13 protein-coding genes and 2 pseudogenes are annotated in these 22325 nt (G+C 65.8%); 2 read left to right on the top strand and 13 right to left on the bottom strand.

The annotated features are described in order from the left end of the window. Positions 1 to 4 precede the first annotated feature (4 nt). The 5 genes from HUA76_RS27590 to HUA76_RS27610 form a co-directional block, all read right to left on the bottom strand. On the bottom strand, positions 5 to 616 hold the full coding sequence (locus HUA76_RS27590; RefSeq protein WP_174462519.1) for an isoprenylcysteine carboxylmethyltransferase family protein: 612 nt from the start codon (positions 614 to 616) through the stop codon (positions 5 to 7). Beyond that, positions 613 to 1887 (bottom strand): hypothetical protein, encoded by a 1275-nt coding sequence (locus HUA76_RS27595; protein WP_174462520.1) that lies wholly within the window; start codon positions 1885 to 1887, stop codon positions 613 to 615. Before HUA76_RS27595 ends, HUA76_RS27590 begins: the two co-directional genes overlap by 4 nt. Continuing rightward, positions 1869 to 2918 carry a hypothetical protein gene (locus tag HUA76_RS27600; RefSeq protein ID WP_174462521.1) on the bottom strand — a complete coding sequence of 350 codons (1050 nt, stop codon included), beginning with the start codon at positions 2916 to 2918 and terminating at the stop codon, positions 1869 to 1871. Before HUA76_RS27600 ends, HUA76_RS27595 begins: the two co-directional genes overlap by 19 nt. Positions 2919 to 3588: 670 nt before the next feature. Continuing rightward, on the bottom strand, positions 3589 to 7092 hold the full coding sequence (locus HUA76_RS27605; protein ID WP_174462522.1) for a DEAD/DEAH box helicase: 3504 nt from the start codon (positions 7090 to 7092) through the stop codon (positions 3589 to 3591). 1 nt (position 7093) lies between these two features. Next, positions 7094 to 8038: a hypothetical protein gene (locus HUA76_RS27610; RefSeq protein ID WP_174462523.1), complete on the bottom strand. Its 945-nt coding sequence runs from the start codon at positions 8036 to 8038 to the stop codon at positions 7094 to 7096. A 311-nt stretch (positions 8039 to 8349) separates the two neighbouring features. On the opposite strand from HUA76_RS27610, the pseudogene HUA76_RS27615 reads away from it, so the two are divergent. Further along, positions 8350 to 9937, top strand: a pseudogene (locus HUA76_RS27615) (IS3 family transposase). A gap of 185 nt (positions 9938 to 10122) precedes the next feature. Here the strand turns inward: HUA76_RS27615 and HUA76_RS27620 are convergent. After that, positions 10123 to 10896 (bottom strand): hypothetical protein, encoded by a 774-nt coding sequence (locus HUA76_RS27620; protein ID WP_371823530.1) that lies wholly within the window; start codon positions 10894 to 10896, stop codon positions 10123 to 10125. A 276-nt stretch (positions 10897 to 11172) separates the two neighbouring features. Here HUA76_RS27620 and HUA76_RS27625 point away from each other — a divergent pair. Next, positions 11173 to 11406 (top strand): annotated as a pseudogene (locus tag HUA76_RS27625) (MATE family efflux transporter); the annotation flags it as partial. A 21-nt stretch (positions 11407 to 11427) separates the two neighbouring features. Here HUA76_RS27625 and HUA76_RS27630 read toward each other — a convergent pair. From HUA76_RS27630 to HUA76_RS27660, 7 genes are read right to left on the bottom strand one after another with little or no spacing between them, the layout of a single operon-like run. Then, positions 11428 to 11565: a hypothetical protein gene (locus HUA76_RS27630; protein WP_254614511.1), complete on the bottom strand. Its 138-nt coding sequence runs from the start codon at positions 11563 to 11565 to the stop codon at positions 11428 to 11430. Beyond that, entirely contained in the window at positions 11562 to 12575 is a 1014-nt protein-coding gene (locus tag HUA76_RS27635) for a phosphotransferase enzyme family protein (protein WP_174462525.1), read from the bottom strand. Before HUA76_RS27635 ends, HUA76_RS27630 begins: the two co-directional genes overlap by 4 nt. Positions 12576 to 12583: 8 nt before the next feature. After that, positions 12584 to 14332 carry a hypothetical protein gene (locus tag HUA76_RS27640; protein WP_174462526.1) on the bottom strand — a complete coding sequence of 583 codons (1749 nt, stop codon included), beginning with the start codon at positions 14330 to 14332 and terminating at the stop codon, positions 12584 to 12586. Between the two features lie 6 nt (positions 14333 to 14338). Continuing rightward, positions 14339 to 15823 carry a TolC family protein gene (locus HUA76_RS27645; RefSeq protein ID WP_174462527.1) on the bottom strand — a complete coding sequence of 495 codons (1485 nt, stop codon included), beginning with the start codon at positions 15821 to 15823 and terminating at the stop codon, positions 14339 to 14341. Then, positions 15820 to 17931, bottom strand: a complete 2112-nt coding sequence (locus tag HUA76_RS27650; RefSeq protein WP_174462528.1) for an ABC transporter ATP-binding protein — start codon at positions 17929 to 17931, stop codon at positions 15820 to 15822. The genes HUA76_RS27645 and HUA76_RS27650 overlap by 4 nt, the downstream gene beginning before the upstream one ends. Further along, on the bottom strand, positions 17928 to 20657 hold the full coding sequence (locus tag HUA76_RS27655) for an ATP-binding cassette domain-containing protein (protein WP_174455580.1): 2730 nt from the start codon (positions 20655 to 20657) through the stop codon (positions 17928 to 17930). The genes HUA76_RS27650 and HUA76_RS27655 overlap by 4 nt, the downstream gene beginning before the upstream one ends. A gap of 2 nt (positions 20658 to 20659) precedes the next feature. Beyond that, on the bottom strand, positions 20660 to 21877 hold the full coding sequence (locus HUA76_RS27660) for an HlyD family secretion protein (RefSeq protein ID WP_141645601.1): 1218 nt from the start codon (positions 21875 to 21877) through the stop codon (positions 20660 to 20662). Positions 21878 to 22325 lie beyond the last annotated feature (448 nt).

Raw genomic sequence — 22325 nt, forward strand, 5'->3', positions numbered from 1 at the left:
GCCTTTAGAGGTAGCGGGGGACGCGCTGGCGGTAGCGCGCGTAGGCGTCGCCGAGGCGGGCGGAGAGGTAGCGCTCCTCCTGGAGCACCAGCCCGTGGAACAGCCCCCCCAGCACCGCGCACGCCCCGAGCGTCACCAGCGACGGAGCCCAGAGCGAGGCGCCCACGAGGTACAGGTAGGAGAAGACGTAGATGGGGTTGCGCGAGGAGCGGTGGAGTCCTCTCTCGTGCAGCACGGGCGGGGCCTCCCCCGCGTCCACGCCGATGCGGAACGTCGCGCCCATGCCGTACTGCGCCGCCAGCATGCCCACCAGCCCGAGCACGCCCAGCGCCCAGCCCACCTCCGGCGGAAGGGCCAGCAGGGGCCGGCCCCAGGGCAGCTCGGACCAGCGCGGCCAGAGCGCCGCCGCCACCACCGAGCCCGCCCACACCAGCGAGGCGCCGCTGATGCGCCGCGTGAGGCGCGTGTGGGCGGAGTCGGCCCCGGTGCTCCGGTAGGCCAGCGGGCTGCGGCCGAAGCGCAGGCGGTAGACGAGGCTTGCGCCCAGGTGCCCCAGCAGCAGGTGCAGCGAGATGAAGCCCAGGTAGAGCGCGGGCGCGTCGCGAAGCCCCTTCATGGGTTTACCACCTCCGCCGGAAGCCCGAAGCCCGAGGAGGCCCAGCCCGCGAGTTGCTCGGTGAAGTCGCGCAGCTCGCCCCGGGTCCACAGTCCCTCGAACGTCGCCGTGTTGATGTTGAGCGTGTCGCCAAAGCCCAGGCCCGTCGCGCCCCAGGTGGCCGTGTGGCTGCGCAGGGAGTGGATGCGGAAGGGCGCGTCCACGAAGTGCTTGTCGAGCCGCCCCAGGTAGGTCGCCACCAGCGTGTTGGTGCGGGGCTCGGCCACCAGCCCGGGGCGCGCGTTGCGCCGCAGCACGGGCCCCGGGGCGAGCCGCGCCACCGCCATGCACTCCAGCGCCGTCGTCCAGTGCACGCCCTCGTCGAGCACGCGCCGCAGCGCCTCGCGCACCAGCGCCGCCAGGGCGGGCGCGTCCTTCAGCCGGGCGCGGACCTCCCGCAGGGGAAACTCCAGCGGCACCGTCGAGCAGCCGTTGCCCAGCATCCGCCCCAGCCCCAGCATGCGCCGCAGGTCCACCGGCACCCGCAGGCGGATGAGCCCGTCCTTCGTGGGCTCGCGCAGCGCGACGCCCGCCAGCAGCGCGGCGAAGAAGACCTCCGAGGCCTGGACGTCCGTGCGGCCAGCCGGGAGTGTCAGGCGCGCCGTCGCCATCAACGAGCGGCCCGCGGTGTCTCCACTGCGGCGCAGGCCCAGGCCCCGCTGCGCGAGGAGCCGGCGGCGGGGGCTCGCGAGGCCCAGCACCCGGCCCGGCCCGCGCAGCGCCGCGAGCAGCACCTTGCCATCCGTCAGCGTCGAGGGGCCCAGCGGGGGCGACTCCGACGCGCGCCCCGCGCAGTGCAGCCAGAGCCGCTCCAGCAGGTGGGCGAGCGCCTTGGCGTCCCCAATCGCGTGGTGGAGCTGGATGGCGAGCAGCCACGGGCCCGGCGCGCCATCGGCCAGGGGGTGGAGGTGCAGCCGCAGCGGCACGTCCCTCGCGAGGTCCACCCGGGTGTTGATGACCCGCGTCACCGCCTCGGGCTCGTCCAGCGGCTCGGCGCCTTCCAGCAGGGCCGCGTCCACCGCCTCGTCCGTGCGCGGCGCGGGCACCCACGCACCGCGCGCGTCGTCCCAGGCCACGTTGAGGCGCTCGCTCTCGCGCACCAGGGCGCGCAAGGCCCCGCGCAGCCGCGCCACGTCGGGCCGCGCGTCGATGCGCAGCAGCACCGTGGCCCAGATGGTGGCCACCTCGCCGTCCAGCCGCGCGAGGAGCGTGTCTACGAAGTTCGCGCGCATCGCTCCACCCATCCGCTCCACAGGGCCCGGGCCGCCTCGCCGTCCACCCGCGCCCGCCCCACCGCCTCGCGCGCCCGCTCCGGCGCCGGCAGGTGCTGGAAGACGATGTCGTCGGGCGCGTCCAGGCGCGGGCGGAGGCCCGTCGGCAGGTAGCCCGCCGCGAGGAGCACGGGCGTGGCCTCGGCCACCCGCTGGGGCTCGCCCATGGACAGGTGGACGAGGTCCACGCGCGCCCGCGAGGACGGGAGCGCCGTGGCCCCCTGCCCTTCCCCGGCGGGCCCCACGAGTTCCCGCCGTTCGAGCCGCAGGGACTCGTTCCAGTCGAGCGGGCGCGGCACGAGGCCCCCAGCGCGAGGGCGGCGCGCAAGCGGCGTCAGCTCCACCGTCCCCGGCAGGCCCGAAGCGGCGAGGATGGACGCGAGCCACTCCCCCCACGGCCCCGCGGGCAGGAAGCGCCGACGCGGAGGCAGCGGAGCAAGCACCGTCGTCATCGCCAGCGCCTGCATTGGCAGGCCCGAGCCCTCCACCCCCACCAGCCTCTCCCCCTCGGTGTAGTCGACGATGAGGCCCACCGGCACGGCCCGCATGAAGCGCGACGCGTAGCGCTGCGCCATGAGGTGCAGCGTGGACGTCTGCTGGTGCAGGAAGCCCACGCGCGCCTTGAGCAGCTCCAGGAGGTGACTCCACAGCCGCTCGTGCTCGGAGCGGTCCATGGCGGTGCGCCGGATGGGCAGGGCCAAGGAGAGCCCCGAGTCCAGGGAGTCCCGCCCCGGCTTGCACCACAGCCCCGTGTGCCAGAGGAGCGTGCCCTGGGCGTCGAACTCCCCCAGGCTGAGCAGCGCGCCGGCCCTCCAGAGCCGCGAGGCCCCTCCAGGCTCATGGAGGAAGCGGTAGGAGTAGCTCCCGGCGTAGCGCGCGTGGAGCAGCTCGCGCAGCGCGGGCTCATCGGGCTCCGCCAGCCAGCGGGTGTGCTCGCTGGGCTGACCGGCGCGAAGGCCGTCAAAAGGGGGGGCGGCGCGTTCCCGGCACATGGAGTTTCAGCAATGCACCAACAGGGCCAGCCGGGAAGCCCCCTCCTTCCGAGGAGATGGGCCCGGCCGCCGCCCAGCGCCCCCGCCGGGTGTGCAGCCCGCTACACGGGGTGGAGTGCTCGGCTGCACAGGCGGCAAGCACCTGCCCGGCCGTGCATCCCCGGTGCCCTTCGTGGGGCCCGGCGTCACGCCCACTGCGTGAGGTGTGGAGGCAGGCTCAAGGGTCTTGGCGCACGTGAAGGGCCCCCCCGGGGTACGGGCGATTCTGGAGCACCTGGGCTTGCCCACGGCATGTGCGAGGTTGGCCCCGGCACGAGGGCCACCCCAGGCCTTGTGGTGTTGAGCCTCAAGACAGCCAACAGGCCCAGGCTTCTGCCACGTACCTGATGGGTGCGCGGCCTGGGCAGGCGTGTGCCCCAAGGGAGCTCAAGCGGCCTGTCTGACCGGCCGGGAGCATCGCTCGGGCGGCCCCCTCTGCGGCCCTCCTCGGCCCCTCTGCACCCTCCCTCCCCCTCAACAGCGCCCCCTTCCCTCTTATGCGCCAACCTCATCCCGGCCGTGCAGGAGTTGAAGCGCATCGACTGAACCCTCTCACGCGACTTCCACCTTGACGCTCACCGCCCTCGTGCTCGTTTACCCTCCAATTTGATCGAGAGTCACGAGTCTCTCCTTACCCTGGAGTTTCGTCTGCCTCGAGAATGATTGTCCTGGCATGGTCGGTCAACTGCGGAGGGCTGGAAGTTGTTGAGGCCAGCCATTGGCGACGAAGCCGCCTAACGGACGCTGCCCTTAACTCATCGGTAGTGCTTCCTGGTTCTAGGGGGAATTCGTTGGCCAATAGATGTGCGCACGTTCTTTGTCGATATCCGAAGCGAAACCAAGCGAGTACGTCCAGCGCATTTGCTCCATTTTTGATGCACAGAGGTAATGCCTGAAGCGTCTCCGGCGCAGTGTTACCCGGGAAGCTGTAGGCTAGCCAGCATTCGTTGATCGCAAGAAAGCAACCAGCATCCCTCGACATTGCTCGGTCGACAATGTCGCCAATGAATTTAAAGACAGCAGGAATCCCCTTTGCCCCATTGTTGCGCTTGGAGGTGAATTCAGCCGGAGAACATTCAAACAGGCGAGCACCGATTTGAGTAAATGGCTCTCCTGCCATATAGGCCGCCACTACGTTGCCTAGGGCCTTCCATGCATTTACCCATTCAGACGGACGAGGCCAGGGGACTGAGTCGACTGCAGGCAACTTCTTCGCCATATCATTGAGCACAGTCCTTGGCGTCTTAGTCTTCTTTTCGTCGAGATACTCATCAATTCGATTTGGAGGCATTGCACTGAGGACTTCGATTAGCAGATTAAAGCAGTCAACGACGCTCAAGGACTGGAGTTTCTCAATCGTGGGAAGGCCATGGGCCTGATAAGCCTCCCACATGCGCTGCGCTCTGAAGAAGTCAACACCAGCGCGCATTGCGGCCAGAGGCATCCAAACAGGAACGCCTGGGCGAAGAAGAAATCGCTCTTTAACGTCGTTGAGCCGCTGTTGAGCTAGCACTGCGCGTTCTTGAGTGAAATGGGCTCTTTGGCGAAACCCTCCGAACGTCCTTTGCAAGATTGCTCCGGCATTGTCGCCGTTAGAGTTTTCTGTTGAGATTAATGAAGTGAGAGTGAGCTCGAATCCAGAAGCTGTTTCGAGATCGCTTGAGGTCATGAGTTCGTCTAAAAATCGCTCGACGGGGCTTCGAACTGCGATAGATGCATCTGGCTCTCCTAAGACAGGGTATTTTGTTAGAATATACGCCCCGTCTTCCTCTGCCGTGCTTACCGCAAGTGGACTGTCGCTCACCAAGATGACAACGCCTTGATTGGCAAAGCCGGGGCGGCCTGCGCGGCCGAACCCATTGAGAATCAACTCATTCGCCCGTGTGAGCCCAGCAGAGATGTCAATATCGTCGTCGTAAAACTGTCCAGCCAGTTGGCTTCCCGAAATCACCACAGCGATTGCCGGCAGATTCAGCCCTTGGGCTAGCGTGCCCGTCGCAATCATTAATTTCGCATGCCCGGTCGCAAACATTTGCTCGGTTGCCGTCTGCTCTACTTGGAGCATGGCGCTAGTATGGACGGCAATGCCTTTTCGAAGAGTGTCGCGCAGGTATGTGTCCACACCCAACTCAGCGTCTGCGACGGACAGTAGGGCTTCAATTAGATCTGGGAACGGAGTGTTGCCGACCGCCCCGGGGATGACTGTCGTAACGCGCTCGGCGCTCCCAAACGCATGATGGCGGCTTGATAAAATGAAGTTGATGGCGGGAATCCCTCGAGAGGCGAGTGTCTCCGCGATGTTTAGTCCCGTCTGATTTTTCCAGCTCTCAAACTCTCGGGTGATTTCTCCTTTCTTTGAACGTTTCTGGACGAGCTTTGCGCTCAGAGGGAGAGATGAAGTCCTGTAGTCCCCTACCCCATCGAGAGTCCATGGACCGGACAGACTTGCAATCCATCCGAGAGGAATTTTGTCGGAGAAACTAATCGCCTTGGATGTGGAGGGAGGACTAGTCAACGCGTCCTTTCGGGAGGCTAAGGCATCTCTTAGAGGCTTTTTTTCTACGAAGATGAATCCTCTGGCGGCACGAGATGGTCGCCAGCGAATGCGCGAGGATAGAGCATTTGCCTCCTCGGCATTACGCGCAGCGGATAGCCATGCCGCTAGTTCGTCGGCATTGCTGAGCATGGCCGACATTAGAAGCAGGCGCATACTTGGTGCTGTGGCGAGAAGTTGAGCAATGAGAATGTCAGCAATCACTCCCCGGTGCGGATCATTTAGCAGGTGGCATTCGTCGAAGACACAAAGAGCGCAGTGGCGGAACTTCTCAGGATGAAGGCGCAGTGCCAATGCGCATTTCTCGGGCGTCATGACTGCAATGAAAGAATTGGTGCTAATCTCTTCGTCTGCGAGAGATGTATACTCTGCGCCGCCAAGGAATGCCGAAACTGCGACTCCTGCGAATGGGCGGAGGGCAGCCTTTAGATCTCTTCTTACTTGATGAGCAAGTGCATTCGTTGGGGTTAAGTACAGCACCCAGCCACGAGCAAGAGCGTGAACCGTAGCAAGTTCGGCCAAGAAGCTTTTTCCGCTACCAGTTGGCATCGAGATGACGGCATCTCTATGTGGGCCAGGAAGGCACTCCTGAATATATTCGACAGCGGATGGCCAGAGAAATGGTCGGCCTCGCAGAGTGCTTGTCCCAACAGCACGCGCATTAATGTAAGTTTTGAATTGTTGACCAAAGATAGAGGAATCACTAATCGGAGGCGGTACGCCATGCGTCAGTGAACGAGCGCACCCTTCACGAAGGGCCGTCAATAGCAATGTCGCAAGGTGATAAGTGTCGGAAAATTCATGGGTAATGAGTGAGAGGTTTACGTCTCGTGCGGAAACGGAGAGGTTTCGAATCTTTTCGAGCTCGATTATTGCAACCTCAAGCAGAAATGCGTCTCCGCCTCGAAGCCAATCGAAATACTTATCAAGCGCCCTAGATATGGCTACATACAAAGATGTCCGTGTTGCATCTATGGTGTCAGCCAGCGAGTTCGTCTCAGTGCTGCGATCGGAAGTGTTTTGGTCCGAGAATTGAGTAATCCTACCTTCACAGAGGGCCTTAATTCGTTGCCAAAGTTTCTGGCCGCTTTGGATTCGCTGTCCTGCAGGCGTATTCTCAGTCGCCGATAGCGGTTCGCTGAACTCTCGAACAACTGCCGAGGCATTGATATCGTACCCGCCAATTATGAAAAGCAAAGCGCTTTCGATGAGCGTGTAGGCGCGCTCGTCCTGTATGGGGTCGATAGGTCGTGATGGCGTAACGTCGAATGAGACGAGCTTTGCAAGAAGGGAGAGAGCTTCGGCTGCGACAAAGGCAGCCGCCTGAGTTGCTCTTGACGCAATCCTTCGTTCTCGCTGATTGTCGAATACGGCTGCGCTCTCCAACGTGTTCGCCAGTTGTCGTAATTGTTCCCGAACGGCAAGCCGTTCCGCGGATTCCTGGGGAGAGGAATGCGTGGATATTTGATTGTTGATGATAAAGAGATAGGCTCGAGACAGGGCTCGCCTGCAGTCTGCTGGATCGAGCGTCTCTATTCTAGGGAGGTCTTCGATTAGTGCTTGTGCGTGTTTGTCGAACATGTCAAAGGCTCTGGGCGAACTGCCACATTGATGCACCGATGGCATCGAAGAATGTCGAGAAGCCACTTGTTTCGTGTGGCATGATTAGAATTTGACTCTTGCCAACTTTAAGCGTCTTGAATGAGTGTCTTTGGTTTGTCCAGTCGACTGCAGCAGTGTTGTTGTAGTGGGGGTTCGGCAGATAAGTGCGTATGTTCTTCCAGAGCGATGCCGACAGAATCCCCTGGAGGTTTGCGGGAATGCTCTCGCGAAAGGCTGAAACTGTTTGCCTGAGGCGCACGTCGTGCGTGCCCTGGTCGACGCTTCTATAGAATTCAACGGCATCGCTTATTGCTCCATTAGGGTTGTTTTCATATGCCTTTGATTCGACTATGGAGATACCTAGCGTGTTGCCCTTTAGGTACAGGGCTATGACATCGAAGCCGTGATCTTTTGCTGCGATGTGCGGAAAATCGAGGGCGACGACTTGTCCATGCGGATGTAGGGCGGGGAGCTTGGATGAAAGATTGAGGCATAGGTGCCAAAGGCATTCGGCCATCCAGGGATTTCGCTCATCGGTCTTTTGTTTGGGGCTGAGGGGGACGCTCGGGGAGCCTGCGAGACTCTCTACACTCTTGAGTATTTCTAGCTTGTCTTCTAGGGTGTCCTGGACTTGGGCTCGTATTTGGAGTGCTCGGGTTATTGAGCTGACTAGTAGGCCAACGAAATAGGTGGCAACCGCATCGATGGCCTTTGTGTTCTTTCCCCATCCGACGACCTGGAGGACCTCATGTGTTGTCGAGGTTGATGATGACCAAGTCAAATGCGTTGGGAGTTCTTCCAGGGCTTGCTTTATGGCGTTAGTTAGCGTGTCTGGAAGAGAGGGGGTGAGTGCGTTTTGTTGGGGTGTGGTTGAGGTCTGAGGGGTAGGAGTGATAGCCGAGGCAGAAGGCGCCGTGATAGTCATGTCGGGAGTCCTCGGTGAGCCTCTGTGAGGCGCCATGTTGTTGATGGTTGGTCCGGAGCAGGGTAGCCCGTTATGCAATGCTGACGCTGCGGAGGAGTTGTCGCCAGAGGGTTTCTTGGGACCTATGCTGAACGCTTGTGCGGTTTTCTTGTCTCTTTGCTTTCGGCCATTGTTGGGCGGGAAGTGGCGAGAAGAATTGATGGGACGCGAATCGGTTTCCCGTTCACGATATCCCCCTGTGTCAGGGAAGAAGTCGCCTCGGCTGAGTTGCCGAGCTGACCACCCGATGGGGACGAGCGCAGGCGGTTGCAGTGCCGTACACAGACGCATTCAAGGCGCAGATGGTGAAGCGGATGATGGGCCCGAGTGCGGTGAATGCCTCGACACTGGCCCGGCAGGTGGGAGTGTCCCAACCGACGTTGTCGCAGTGGTTGCGCGCGGCGAATAGGGTAGCGGCCATGATGCCCCCGTCCGACGAGAAGAAGCCCGCCCCGCCCGCTGGGCCCAAGAAGTGGACGCCCGAGGAGACGCTGCGCGTGCTGGCGGCTGCCCAGGAACTCAAAGGGGAGGAGTTGGGGGCGTTGCTGCGTGGAGAGGGGCTGCATGAAGCGCAGCTGCGGGAGTGGCAGCAGGCGGCTGCGGGGGCGCTCTCCGGCACGGCGAGCGAGCCGCTGCCGGCCAAGGAGCGCAAGCGGCTGGCCGCCGCCGAGAAGCGGGTGAAGGAGCTCGAGCGGGAGCTGCACCGCAAGGAGAAGGCACTGGCGGAGACGGCGGCGCTGTTGGTGCTCGAAAAAAAACTTCAGGCGATGGGGTGGGACGACAGGCACTCGGCGACGAGGACGACGCAGCGGACGAGAAGAGCGAGAAATGACGCTCGCCCACGTCGACGAGGCCTTGGAGAGAGGCGTGCGCCTGGAGGCCATCTGCGAGCGGCTCGGGGTAGCCCCGCGCACGATTCAACGCTGGAGGAAGCCAGCCACGGCCGAGGACCGGCGGTGCGGACCGCATACCCGTCCGGCCAACAGGCTGTCGGAGGCGGCGCGGCGCCGAATCCTGGCGGTGGCCAACAGCGCGGAGTTCCGGGACGCCTCGCGCAAGCAGATTGTCCCCAGGCTGGCGGACCGGGGCGAGTACGTCGCCAGCGAAGCGAGTTTCTACCGGGTACTGCGCGAAGCGGGGCAACTGGCCCACCGTGGCCATGCCAGGGCCCCCACGCCCAGGCCTCGGGCCGAGCACACCGCCACCGGGCCGAACCAGGTCTGGAGTTGGGATATCACCTACCTGAAGGGCCCGGTGAAGGGCGCCTTCCTCTACCTGTACCTGGTAGTGGACGTCTTCAGCCGGCGCATCATGGGCTTCGCGGTGCACGAGGAGGAGTCGTCCGAGCATGCAGCGTCTCTCATCCACCGCTGCTGGCAGGAGGCGGGCTGCCCCAAGGGGCTGGTGCTGCATGCGGACAATGGCGGCCCCATGAAGGGCGCCACTCTGCTGGCCACCTTGCAATGGCTGGGCGTCACCCCGTCCTTCAGCCGGCCCCGCGTCTCGGACGACAATGCCTTCTCCGAGGCCCTCTTCCGCACGCTGAAGTACCGCCCCAGCTTCCCCCGGCGGCCCTTTGCCTCCGTCGAGGCCGCGTGCTGCTGGGTGACGCGCTTCGTGGCTTGGTACAACACCGAGCACCTTCACTCCGCCATCCGCTTCGTCACGCCCGACGACAGGCACTTCGGTCGCGAGGCCTCGCTGCTGGCTCGACGCCACCGGGTGTACCTGCTCGCCCAATTCCGTCACCCGGAGCGCTGGAGCCGCGTCACGCGCAACTGGACTCCCGCGGGCTCCGTCCGCCTGGGCCCCTCGCCCAGCCTCACCCTGTCCGTGCAGGAGATGAAGCGCATCGGCTGAACCCTCTCACGCGACATCTACCTTGACGCTCACCGGAGGCATTGCCGGGGTAGAAGTCGTGGTGGACCCTGGCCGGAATGTCGAAGCTGCTTGAAAAGCGGCAGCTGTCTGCACGTCTCCGGCGCCGAACGTCACCCGAACCGCGAGAGGGCCCGTGAGACAGGCCCTCCCGCGAGAGCACTCCTCTACCAGATGCAGGACAGGGAGCTGACGGACATGGTGGGGAACGCGGAGAGCGCCCCATCCGGAACCACCCCGTGCGTCGGATGGGTCGTGGCGTGCTTGCGCAGGCCGGGGGTGCTGCTGTTGATGAAGCCCACCGCGTACACGGTGGAGTTGGAGCGCTCACGCAGCACGGCGCCGCACCACGGCTCGTTCGGGACGCTCGCCATCGTGCCCAGAGGCACCGTCTTCACGCTGCTGTAGCCACCGAAGTAGGCGATGTCCGCAGGGTCGGTGAGCAGGTACTTGGCACCGGCGACCCACAGATAGATCTGGCTCGTGGTGCGCTCCTGGACCAGCAGGCTCATGGCGTAGGTGTAGTCGATGAAGGGGTCGCTCCAGTTGCTGTTCGGGATGTTGTGGACTTCCTTCCAGTCATCCCAGACATCCAGCTCCGTGGGGTTGGGAATCCACCAGGGCCGCTGACCCACGACGACGTAGATGGGCGTGGTCCCAATCTGACGGAAGAGGGTGCCGTCCATGGGGACCTGCGTGTACGAGTCGATGGTGGCCTGGGGCAGGGCCACCGTCGAACGTCCCGAGTAGAGGCTGTGCTGCGCGGGAGGGATGAAGAAGCGCGCTCCGCCCGCCACGTAGTAGCGATTCGAGGTCTCGATGCCGAGCAGGATGTAGCCATCCGGCGCGGAGACGTAGCCCGCGAAGGCCTTCGCTCCGAAGAGACTCAACCCCAGGATGAGCCAGCGGGTGATGATGGAGAAGGAGGATGTGACACGCACGGAATTTTCTCCTGACATGAGGGGACCTTCTGATTGCTTCCGCCGTACCCACTCGGGCCGGCAAGGTGTCTACGAAGGCAGTCCCCAGCTCTGGTCATGCACGCTGGTTTTCGAGGGAGATACTTGCCAACAGGCCCAGGCTCCTGCCACGCACCTGATGGGAGCGCGGCCTGTCCACCGGCCGGGTGCATCTCTCGGGCAGCCCCGTCTGCGGCCCTCCTCCGCCCCTCTGCACCCTCCCTCCCCCTCAACAGCGCCCCCTTCCCTCTTATGCGCGTGGGCGCGGGCGTGCTGCGCGGCGCGGGAGACACCCGCTTCACCCTCCTGGCCAACATGGTGGGGCACTACGCCATCGGCCTGCCGCTCACGTGACTGCTGGGCTTCAAGCTGGGGCTGGGTGTGGTGGGCATCTGGTGGGGCCTGTGCGCGGGGCTCATCGCGGTGGCCTTCGCGCTGCTCTGGCGCTTCCACCGCGTGAGCGCCGGCACGCTGCGCCCGCTCAAGGCCTGAGCGGGCTCCAAGGCCCGGTGCCTACCAGGGCAGGTACTGCTGAATCATCTCCCGCCACACGGGCCAGTCGTGATTGCCGCCCTGCCAGATGGCGAGCTGGTGGGCCAGGTCCTTCTTCCACAGCAGGCTGGAGAAGTGCTCGTTATGCGCTGAAATCAATATGCGCTGAAATCAATCTGCAGGACGGGTGTGTCCGCTTCGATGTCGCGCCGGAACCGCCCCCATCGGTCGAGCGTGCTCTCGTCGAGCACGGCCGGGTCGCGATACTGGTGGAACAGCGCGTAATTCATCGAGCGCTGGAGCGCGAGCAGGTCCGGCACGGCCGCGAGCCACTCGCGATCCATCCGTCGGAGCTCCCGATATCCTTCGAGGAATGGCCCCAGGAACGCGGCGACCGCTTCGTCACGCGCCTCTCGAGCCTCGCCTCGCGCGATGTAGAAGAGGAGGACCGCGATGTCCTTGACGAACCACGCGTACTCGCAGTTGTCGAAGTCGAACGCGGTGATCTTCCCTTCGGCGAAGCAGAAGTTGTGCATGTGGAGATCGGCGTGGATCAGCCCGTAGCTCTCCGGTGTTCGCGGGAGCCGGTTCAATCGCGCGATGATCGCCGCGGTGCGCTCGCGAACGAGCGTCTCCTCGGGAGGCGCGAACCGGTCGATGTCGACCACGTCGTACTCATGCCATTCCTGGCGCTTGAGCCTGGGGCTCGAAGGCGCGTAGGTCTCGGCGCGGTTGTGGAGCCGCGCGAACAGCCGGCCCATGTCGCGGAACAGGGGGGGCTTCCAGTAGCGCTCCTTGAGTGGAGGCGCGTCGTCGAAGACGACGCCCGGCGCGCGCTCGAACGCGGTGACGACGAAGTAGCTGCCGGGCTCGCGGTCTTCGATCCGCTCCACGAACTGCCCCGAATCGGAGAGGATCGGCGAGGCGATTGGAATGCGCGCGGCGGCCAGATAGCGAACGAACTCGACCTCCCCCAGCGTGTAGTCAATCGTTCGCCGCGTACTGTGCGAGATGCGCAAGATAAGGCCTTCGCCGTCGTCGTTCTCCGCCTCGTAGACGAAGTTCTCGAAGGCCTGGAGCTCGGTGAGCTGCTCGGGGGACAGGCCATACCGGCGCGCGGCCTCATCGCGAATCGGTTCGTGGAAGCGGCGGACAAGCTCTGGATGCATCGAACCCTCTAGTCCTTCAACGTGAGGCTGCTCCCACCGTAGCCCAGCACGGTCGAAGCAGAGTCGCTGGTGACCGAGACGCCCAGGCCGCGCGCGAGGGTCTCCGCCAACGGGGGGCCATTGCGCGGCCGCGTGAACACAGCCAGGTCCATGCCGGTCAGGGGGGAATCCGGGCGCCGGAGCCGCTGGTTCAGCATCGCTTGCTCGCGCTCGACGACGCGCAGGCACCGGCGCTCGAGGGCGAACGCGCTGGCAGTGACGCTGGCGAGCTCGCCGCGGATGGGCTCCGCCACGACCGCCTCTTGCGGCAGCCCGTGTGCGAAGAGCTCGGCAAGTCGCCGCCGGCTCGTGTCCTGCTCGGCGGGATCCAGCTTCGCCAGCTCGTCCAGCGAGGTGCCCTGTGGCGTGCCGGGGAACGCCTCGCCGATGCGCGCGAACAACCAGCGGCTGAGCTTGATCTCGCGCTGGTAGGTCTCCGCGAGTGGGAAATCGTCCCGGAGCAACGGGTAACGCGCGACATCGATCGGCGCCTCCACGAACTCTTGCAGCGCGGTGCGCGGGAGGTGTCCGGCGAACGCCGCCCGGAGCCGTTCGTGGAGCAGCCCCTGGCTCGCTCCGAGGAAGCGGACCACCGCTTCGACGCGCTGCCCGAGCAGGCCGTAATCGATCGCGGCGTCGAGATCTCCGAGGCGCGCCGCGATGTCGGGCTGGGCATCAATGGGTGCCGGGGCCGCGCCGGTCAACACCTGCATGTATTCATTGATCAGCGCCGGCGGCCCGGCGCACACGCCGTGCGGACCATTGAAGACCGCGTGACGCTCGGCATAGTCCACGATCGTTTGCACGGTGACGGGCTGCTCAGGGGCGTCGCGCACCAGGTCGTTGGTGACCAGGCGAACTCCGTCGATCAGCCGGAACATGGCCGCGAGCCCGCTGTCGAGCTCTCCATTCGGCACCGGCTGGGTGCCCCGCACCATCACGTACCCGACCGACGCGAGCGTGCAGACGACCATCATGTGGAGTTCGCCCGCGGTGAGCACGCCCGGGGTCCGGGGCGGCATGCGCGCGAAGAAGGCCTTGCGGAACTGCTCGGTCAGCGAGAGCAGGTCCGGCCACTGACGCGCCATGGCCTTCATCGCGGTCACGTTCATCGGGAGTTCGTTCTGGTACCGGCTCCCCGCGTAGTGGCACTGCTTGCGCACGGTGGGGAGATCGAGGAACAAGGTGCGCGGTCCGACGTTGTTCTCGCCCACTTGCCGGCCGTCACCGTCGACCGCCGGATGCGCCACGCGGTAGACCGGTACGACCACCTCGAGGTTCGACAGCTCCAACGCCCGTCCGTACGCCTGTTCGGTCAGCACGGGGCAACGATTGTCGTGGGCGCTGAACGTGAGCGGCTCACGCCCGGCTGGCACCTCACCCAACCGCTCAGGGTAGGACACCGAGGTGCGGCCCGTGGGCGCATCCGAGACCCGCTTCAACACCCCCTGTTCGATCAATGCCTCGAGCAGGTCCCGCATCGTGTCCCAGGAATGGGGCGCGCCGTCCGACCACGCCATGGCGTCGGAGGCTTGAAATTGCTCGACCTGGAGCAGCTTCTCGCCCACGGGCGCGATGTCCGGCTCGTCGAAGATGAGCTCCACCTCGCCATAGAAGAGGTGCAGGACCTGCTGGCCATTCCCCGCGTCGATCCGGTCGTGCGTGAGTCGCCTTCGATGGGGAATGTAGAGAATCTCATCCGCTTGTAGCTGTGCCATGGCTTCTCACTCCCGATTCAGTGTGACGTCGCGCGACCAGGTGCCGCCGAGCGAACGATAGACCGCGACGCGATGGTTGAGCAGCAGCCGCTGTGCTTGCAGACTCGCGCGCTCCAGCCCGACCAGGTTCGTCAGGGCGGAGAGCACCGTCAGGTAGTCCGAACGCCCCTGCTCGAAGAGCCGCCTCGCCTCGTCCAGGAGCCGCCGCCCGAGCTGGACCTGCGCGCGCAGGGCGCGCAGGCTCGTCGCCCCGGTCTCCTCCTGGACCACGGCATCCTGCACCCGTCCGATCGCGGTGTTCAGCGCGAGCTGGTATTGGACGTGGCGACGGTGGAGCTGGATCGGCAGGCGCATGTGCTCGGTGAATCGCCTTCCATCGAAAAAGGCCCAGGTCAGGTTCACGCCGACGACGGACTGGTGGAGAACCGGCTCCGAGAGGCCGACCTTCGCGGCGCCCACGCTGCCCACCAGTTCGATTGTCGGAAGCCAGCTCGCCCGGTTCGCGTTGATGCGGTGCTCGACCTCGGCGACGCGCAGCTCCTGGAGCCGCATCTCCGGCGTGTTCGCGTTCAGGTCTCCTGGCGTTCCGAGTCTGGGCGGAGGCGGGAGATCGGGGAGCTGTCGCTCGAGGGGGACGATGTCGTCCGCGGGATTGGGGACCCGGCCCAGCAGCGCCTTCAGCTCCGAATTCAAGAGCGCGCTCCGGGCGGAGATCAGCGGCACCTGCGCTTCGAGGTTCAGCAGCAACTGCTCCTGCTGCAGCACCGCGAGCCGGGGCGTGAGTTGCTGCTCGAACCGCGCTTGAATCAGCCGCAGCAGCTCCTTGTTGTAGTCGATCTGCCGCAGCGTGAGGTCCCGGAGCGCGCGGGCCTCGAGGATGTCGAACCAGACCTGGGCGATCCGCTGCGCGAGGTCCTGGACGCGGGCCTCGGTGAGCTGCCGCTGCTGCTCGGCGAAGTTCATTCCCGCGCTCCGCTGCGCGGCGAGGTTTCCGAACAGGTCGACCTGGTACCTCGCGCCGACATCGGCGGTGGCGATGCTGTACCTGGCCCGGGTTGCCGGCGCGGGCGGAACGATGGCGACCACATGACTCAGCCCCGCCGGGTTGAGGATGCCGACCTGGAGCGGGTACCACCAACCTTGCGGCACGTTGGGGTCGAGCTGGTTCTCGTAGATCAGATCCCGCACGTCGTGCAGGACCAGGCTGTTGGCGAAGCACTCCTGGATGGCCGTGTCGAGCGCCGGATCGGCGAACGCCGACCACCAGACCTCGTCCTGGGCGACGTGCTCGGCGGGCCGCGAGGGTGCGCCCTCCTCCTTCGGCGGCCGAGGGCTTGGAGCCCCACCCTCTGGTGCGCTGGACGGTGGAGGCGGCTCGACGGAGGTCGAGTAGCTGCCTGGCGCCTGAGGCGGTGTGACGACGACGGGACGGATCAGCCCACAACCGGAGCAGGTCGTCGCGAGGAGTGCGAGCGTGAGTCGAAGGCTCATGGGTGACTGACGACCACAAGGGCTTTCGCGTGGTTGAGGACGCAGCGCTGCGCGACCCGCATGGTCTCCGGGTCGAGGGAGGCGAAGCTCTCGTCGAGGATGACCAGCTCGACCCCCTGCAGCAGCGTGCGCGCGATGTAGAGCCGGCTCTTCTCGCCGTGCGAGAGTTGCCAGCCGGTCTCGCCGATCATCTCCTCGAGGCCGGCGGGCATCTTGGCGACCAGTTCGTCCAGCCCGAGTTCCTTGCACAGCGCGGCGGCCTTGGTCCGCAGCTCGGGCGAGGTCGGCCACTCGCGCCCGAGCAGGAGGTTGTACGCGAAGCTGCCGGACAGGACGTGGTTCTCGTGGAACTGCGGCGCGGCGGTGATGCGCTTGCGCCAGCCCGAGGAGCCGAACGTCGCGCGGTCCAACGCGTGCAGCAGCATCACCCCGCCCTGCGGCGTCCTCATGCCCGTGAGCAGCGACACCAGCGTCGACTTGCCACCGCCCGATGGGCCCTCCAGCAGGATGCGGTCGCCCTGCGCTATCTGGAACGAGCAGTTCTCGAGCACCGGCCGGGTGCGCGCGTCGTGCCGGAAGGTCACGCCCCGCGCCTCGATGAGGTTTCCGCCGGCGGCGTCGGTGGGCTTGCCTCCCTCCATTTCGAGAGGGACTTTCGATTCGAGCTCCGGGCGGCCCACCGCGAGCAACAAGTCGCGTATCTGCTCGAACGACACCGCCGCCTGTGAGACCTGCTGGAAGAAGACGGAGACCTCGTCGAAGGCTCGCAGCGCGAGCAAGATGCCGCCCACGGACACCGCCAGCGCGCTGGCATTGGCCGTACCGCTGGCGAACGTCGGCAGCAAGGTCAGCAGGGCGAGCACCAACCAGCCGTCGCGCAGGAGCGCGGTCAGCTGCATGGTCCGGCGATCCATGACCTTCGAGATCTCGGAGTAGGAGCTCAAGCGGACGTCTTCGCCATCATGCCAGCGCTCGAGGGGGAGCTGAGCCAGCCGCGTTCGATGGCCGAGCATGCGCTCGAGCAGGTCGTGGGTGATCTCGACGCGCGCGCCCGACCACGCCCGCTGGACGCCGTAGTGGCGGCGCGCGAGGACGAACGCGACCACGACCCACAGGACGAGCACCATCGCCTGGAGCCACCCTCCCGCCCCGAGCACGAGGATGACGCCCGCCAGGACCAGGTCGACGAGCGACAACACCGCGAGCAGGGCGCCGCCGACCGCGAGCTGCTCGACGACCTCGGCCTCGGCGACGCGGCCGAAATGGCGGCCGATGCCGTCGAGCCGCACCTCGTCGGGGGTCAGCTTGAGGGTTCCCGCGAGGAGCTGCTGCTTGAGCAGCGTTCCGAGCCGGATCGAGAACACGCCCTGCCACCACACCTCGAGCATGCGCAGCGGAATCGCGCACGCGATCACGGCGATCCACCCCAGGAACCAGCCGGTCTCGAGGTGGGCCTGGAGCGCGGCGCGACCGAGCAACCAGAACGAGGCGGCCAGCACCAGCGAGAGGAGCGTGTGGCTCACGAGGATGCCGACGACGAGCGACGGGATGTCGCCAAGCAGCGTCCGCCGGCTCGCGGTGCGCCTGGGGCGCATGATCCAACCGGTGCGCAACTGCGCCTGGCCGAGCCGCTGCAACAGCATCTGGGAGCGGGCGTGCTCGCGCGCACGGGGCGACATCTCCACGCCGCCGAGCAGCTGGTCCACCTCGGCGACGGTGGCTTCCTGCTCTTCGCGCAGGAGCGCGAGCGCGCTCTTCGTCGGGACCGAAACCGCCGTGGCGTCGCGCGCGAGCAGGCGCAGCTTCCCGCGCCGCATCCCCAGCAGCACCAGATAGGACGGGACGCCGTCTCGCCGGACCTGGAGGATGCAGGGCGCGGCGCGTTCGAGGACGTCGGGCAGCTCGCTGTAGAGCGGCGTGATTGGCTCGAGCTCCACGCCGAGTCGATCTCCGAGCGCGAACATCCAGACCCGGCTCGGCTCGACGGCCGCCGCGGGCGGGGCGATCTCACCCGCGGCCCTGCCATAGCCTTGCCTCTGCGCCAGTTGCTCCAGCGCGTCGGGCAGTCGCTCGACCGGCCACAACAGGTCGGAGTTCGAGCGCGTCATCCCACCAGCTCCAAGCCGCCCGCGGCGGGCTCCGCGACCGGCGTCTCCACGGGCTTCGGCGCCGGCCTCTCCACCAGTTGGCCGCCCGAAAGCCACCAATGGCGCCAGTGCCCACCGCCCCAGAGCAGCGTGCGATTCTCCTGGTCGGCGCGAAGGAGCACGGAGTACCGCGACTCCTTGTTCGCGAGCAGCACCTTCGGCGGCCCGTTCTCGAGGATCCGACCGTTCTCGACCACGAGCACGCGATCGAACTCCTGGGTGTGCTCGACGTCGTGGGTGACACAGAGGAGCGTGATGTCCGCCCAGAGCCGCCGGGACTCAGCGAGGAGCCGCGCGCGCCGGTCGCGATCGAGACCGCGAAAGGGCTCGTCGAGGATGGCCAGGCGCACGCCGGAGCGAAGCATCGCGCGCGCCAGGCGCACACGCTGACCCTGGCCTCCCGAGACCAGCCCTCCGCCTTCGCCCAACGACGTCTGCAGCCCGTCTGGAAGCGCCTCGAGGATGTCGAGCATCTCGGCGCCCTTGAGCGCCCCAGACAGTGCCCAGCCGTGCGCGCCATCGTTGCCATACCGGAGGTTGTCGATGAGGCTCTGGTTCCAGAGACTGATCGCCGGATCCACCCAGGCCGTGGTGCGCCGCAGCCGCTCGACAGCGGCCTGATCGAGCACCTGCCCGTCGACCTTGATCTCGCCGCGCGCCGGCCGGAGCCAGCCGAGCAAGAGGCCGACCAGCGTCGACTTGCCTGCTCCGGAGACACCGACCACGGCCACGTGCTCGCCGGGGGCGATGTTCAAGGAAACCTTGTCGAGGATGGTGTGACCGCCGCCTTTCACGCGGACCTTCTCCATCACGATCGAAACGCCGCTCGCGGCGTCCGCAGGCGCGACAGGTTCCTGCACTGGTGCCTCGGGCCGGGCCGGCGTCTCCTTGATGTCGCCGATGATGTCGAGGAGCCGGCGAACCCGGTTCATCGCATTCGGGAACGCGCGGCTCAGCACCATCAGTCGCTGGCCGAGGATGGGGAACCGCAGCGCCCAATAGACGACCAACAACACCAGCGAAGCCCGCTCGGTGCCCGCGAGGTACGAATAGACGAGCAGCATGACGAGGCCGTAGCTCCCCAGCATCAGCCCGCCTTCGAACCCGACCGACAGCGTCTGGATCCAATAGCGCGCCTTGGTCCAGCTGACGAGCAAGGTCTCCTGCGCGCGGCGCAGCGACCGCTCGGCGCCGTGGATCCGAATGGGAGTGAGCCCGACGAGCGCGTTCAGGGTGAATCCACTGAGCGCGCCTGAGTGCATCTGCACGCGCAGGTCGGGCTCGAAAAGCAGCTTCTGCGCGACCAGGGGCACGATCAGCGTGACCGCCGCGAGCGCGAGCACGATGTGCCATGCATACGGTGCGGCCCAGATGAGCGCGGCGGTGATGCTCGCGACCTCGAGCGACAGGATGACGGCCTGCGCGAGCAGCTGCGGCAGCGACCGCATCGCCTGGATGTTGTGCGTGCGAGACGCCATGTCGGAGGCGAGCCGGCTCTGGAAATAGCGGTCCTCCATCTCGGGGAGCTTCTCGAAATACGCCTTCCGCAGCCGCACCTCGAGCCGGCGGCCGATGCCGAGCAATCCCAATGAAATGGGGATCTGGATGACCATGAAGCAGAGCGCGACGCCCGCGAGAACGGCCATGCCCGTCGCGCGTTGCGCGAACGTGCCGAGGTCGCGCCCCAGGTCGAGCACGCCCCGGAGCATCAGCGCTTGCAGGATCCGCCCGAAGGTGGCGAACACCAGTCCCACCGCAATCAGGCCCGGAACGACCCACGAATCTTCGCCTCGCAGGCGGAGCAGCGTTCGAGCCGGGCTCACCTGTTTGGCGACGAGCTCCGTCGCCAGGCTGCTCGCGAGCACGGCTTTCGGCGCGTCTTCGCCCGCGCTCGAAGCCTCGCGCCAACCGCGAACCCGCATCAGCACCGCGCCGGTCATCGACACCTCGCCCTCCACCTCGGGGTTGGGGCGAGCGGACCAATAGGCAGCGGGAATGGGCACTTCGCCGGAAGCGTCCTTCGCAATCATGGATTGCAGCAGACCCGCCGCCGTCCGACCTCGACGGACAGCGCCCGCGCGGATCATCGCTTCGGACGCCCGGCACGCGGCGTCGAGCCTGGCGATCGACAGATACCCGGGGTCCTCGAGCGCCCGGGCAACCAGCTCCCGCGCCTGCGTCGCCCCCAGGTCCAGCAGGCGGCGCTCGAACGTCGCGACCGCCTCCTCGGACCCGGCCCATTCCCGCCAGCCGGCCGCCGGAACGGACGTGGTGTGCTGGTACAGGTGGCTCTGCAGCGTCGAAATCCGGGTCCAGTGACGGCCCGCCGCCGGGTCCATGACCTGGATGAATGGGCCGACGCGCTTCCACAGCACCACGAAGTGCGGCCGTCCTCCCGCGCTGAGCGTGACGATGATGGCGGGGAGCGCCTTGGCTTCAGGGACCACCACGTGATCGAGCGGAAGCATCACCTCCTCGGAGTCGAGCCCGAGTTGGTTCGCGACTTCATCCAAGGTGACGATCGAGGTGCCGTCGACGTCCGTCTGACACACTTCGCGAAGGACGCGATAGTTGAGCTCGACGCCCATTCCCGCGAACAGGCTCTTGAGCGAAGCGGGACCGCAGTCCGTCGCCGAGATCTGGATCACCTCGGGAATGATCGAGCGCCGGACCCTGGGAGCAGTCATGGTCAGCGGGCCTCGGCTTCGGGCTGAAACACGGTCACGGGCGGTTCTTCAGGCTGCGGATTCCATTCGCCGAGCGCCCGCATCAGCAGCGCGACAGGCGACGCCCGCGCGACCTCGACCTCCACCACCAGGGTCATGCCGTGGCGGAGCTGGATGCGCGGATCGTCCGGCGGTGCGAACTTGAGCTCGACGCGCACCGTACCGGGGATGGCCTCGGGCGTGGCGGTCTGCCCGGGCTCGGTCCCGACGGCCGTCACCCTGGCGGGGACCGTCCCGTAGATGGTGTTCGGGTAGCCGTCGAGCTTGAGGCGCGCCGTCTGGCCGGGCTGAATCAATCCGACGACCTCCTTCGGGAAACGGGCGCGCACCCGCACCTCGGCATTGCTCGCGACGATGGTGCCGACCCGCTGCCCATCGGCGATGAATGCTCCCGAGCCGAGCTCCGCCACGTCGACCAGGTGGCCCGTGGCCGGCGCCCGATACAGCTTCCGCTCAATCTGGTACTCGAGACGGTCGATGGCGCCCCGGAGCTCCCGGATCCGCCCCTCGGCGCCCAGCTCCTCGCGCTCGAGTCCGAGCAACTGCGCGGCGAGGGCTTGACGGCGCACGTTCTGCTCGCGCTGCAGTCGGGTGAGCGCCAGGCCCTGCGCCGTCTGCGCGAAGCTGAGCGCGTCGACATCGGTCTTGCGCTCGAGCTTCTCCATCTCCGAGACCGCGCCCGTCGGGCTCTTGATGGCCAGCTCCGCGCGTTCCACCGCGAGCCGGTGCCTGGGCACGAGCTCCTGCGCCCTCCCCAGCACTTCCTTGACCGCGACCTCGTCCACCCGTGCCGTCAAAGCCGCCTCTTCGCGCTTGTTGGTGATCTGCTGGCGGATGATGGCGAGTTCCTTCTCGGTCGCGGCGAGCGTCGCCTTGCTCCTCTCGAGTTCGAGGCGCTCGGCCCGTGCGTCGAACTCGATGAGAGGGTCGCCTTCCTTGACCTGCTGGTCGAGTTTGAGCATCGAGAGCACGACCCTGCCCGCGCTGGGCGGCTCAATGCGATGGACGGCGTTGTGTGGCTCGATCCGAGCCTGTGAGCTGGCCTTGACGAGCGGGACCTTGGCGAACAGCGACCAGGCGATGAGCCCGCCGGCGCACAACACCATCAGAGCGACGAACACGAGGCGCGTGTCCGACTCATAGCTCAGGGAACGAAGGGTCCGCTCGAAGGGATATGCCATGGTCCGCGAACCAAAGTCGCCTTAATGGTCGCGCCCTGTCAACACCTCGGCCACTGCTTTGTGATTCACGCTCCCATTGGATGAATACGGGCGCATCGATGCGACACGGGACTTTGCCCGCATCGCCGCAATGCGCCACACATTGTACCTTGGTTCGATTTGACATTCAGTTTCTACTACACGTACCGTTCAACCAGAAAGGAGGCACGACATGAAGATCAAGCTCCACGTTCGCGGCGGCCCCAAGGCGCGCGCGTAGTCAGTCGTTTTGACGCCTGCTGTCGAAGCTGGGCGTCCCTCGTTTTCGATACCAGAGGAGGGGTTGATGGGGAGCTTCCATCAGCCCCTTCTCTCATTTCTGGCAACGTCTTGACCTTGCAGGTGCTCGTTCCCGCCCGGTTGCTCCAGAACCTCTCAGGTGCTTGAACCGAATATACCAGGGCGCGCC

The sequence above is a fragment of the Myxococcus sp. CA056 genome (assembly GCF_013336715.1).
In the GTDB taxonomy this organism is placed as follows: Bacteria; Myxococcota; Myxococcia; order Myxococcales; family Myxococcaceae; genus Myxococcus; species Myxococcus llanfairpwllgwyngyllgogerychwyrndrobwllllantysiliogogogochensis.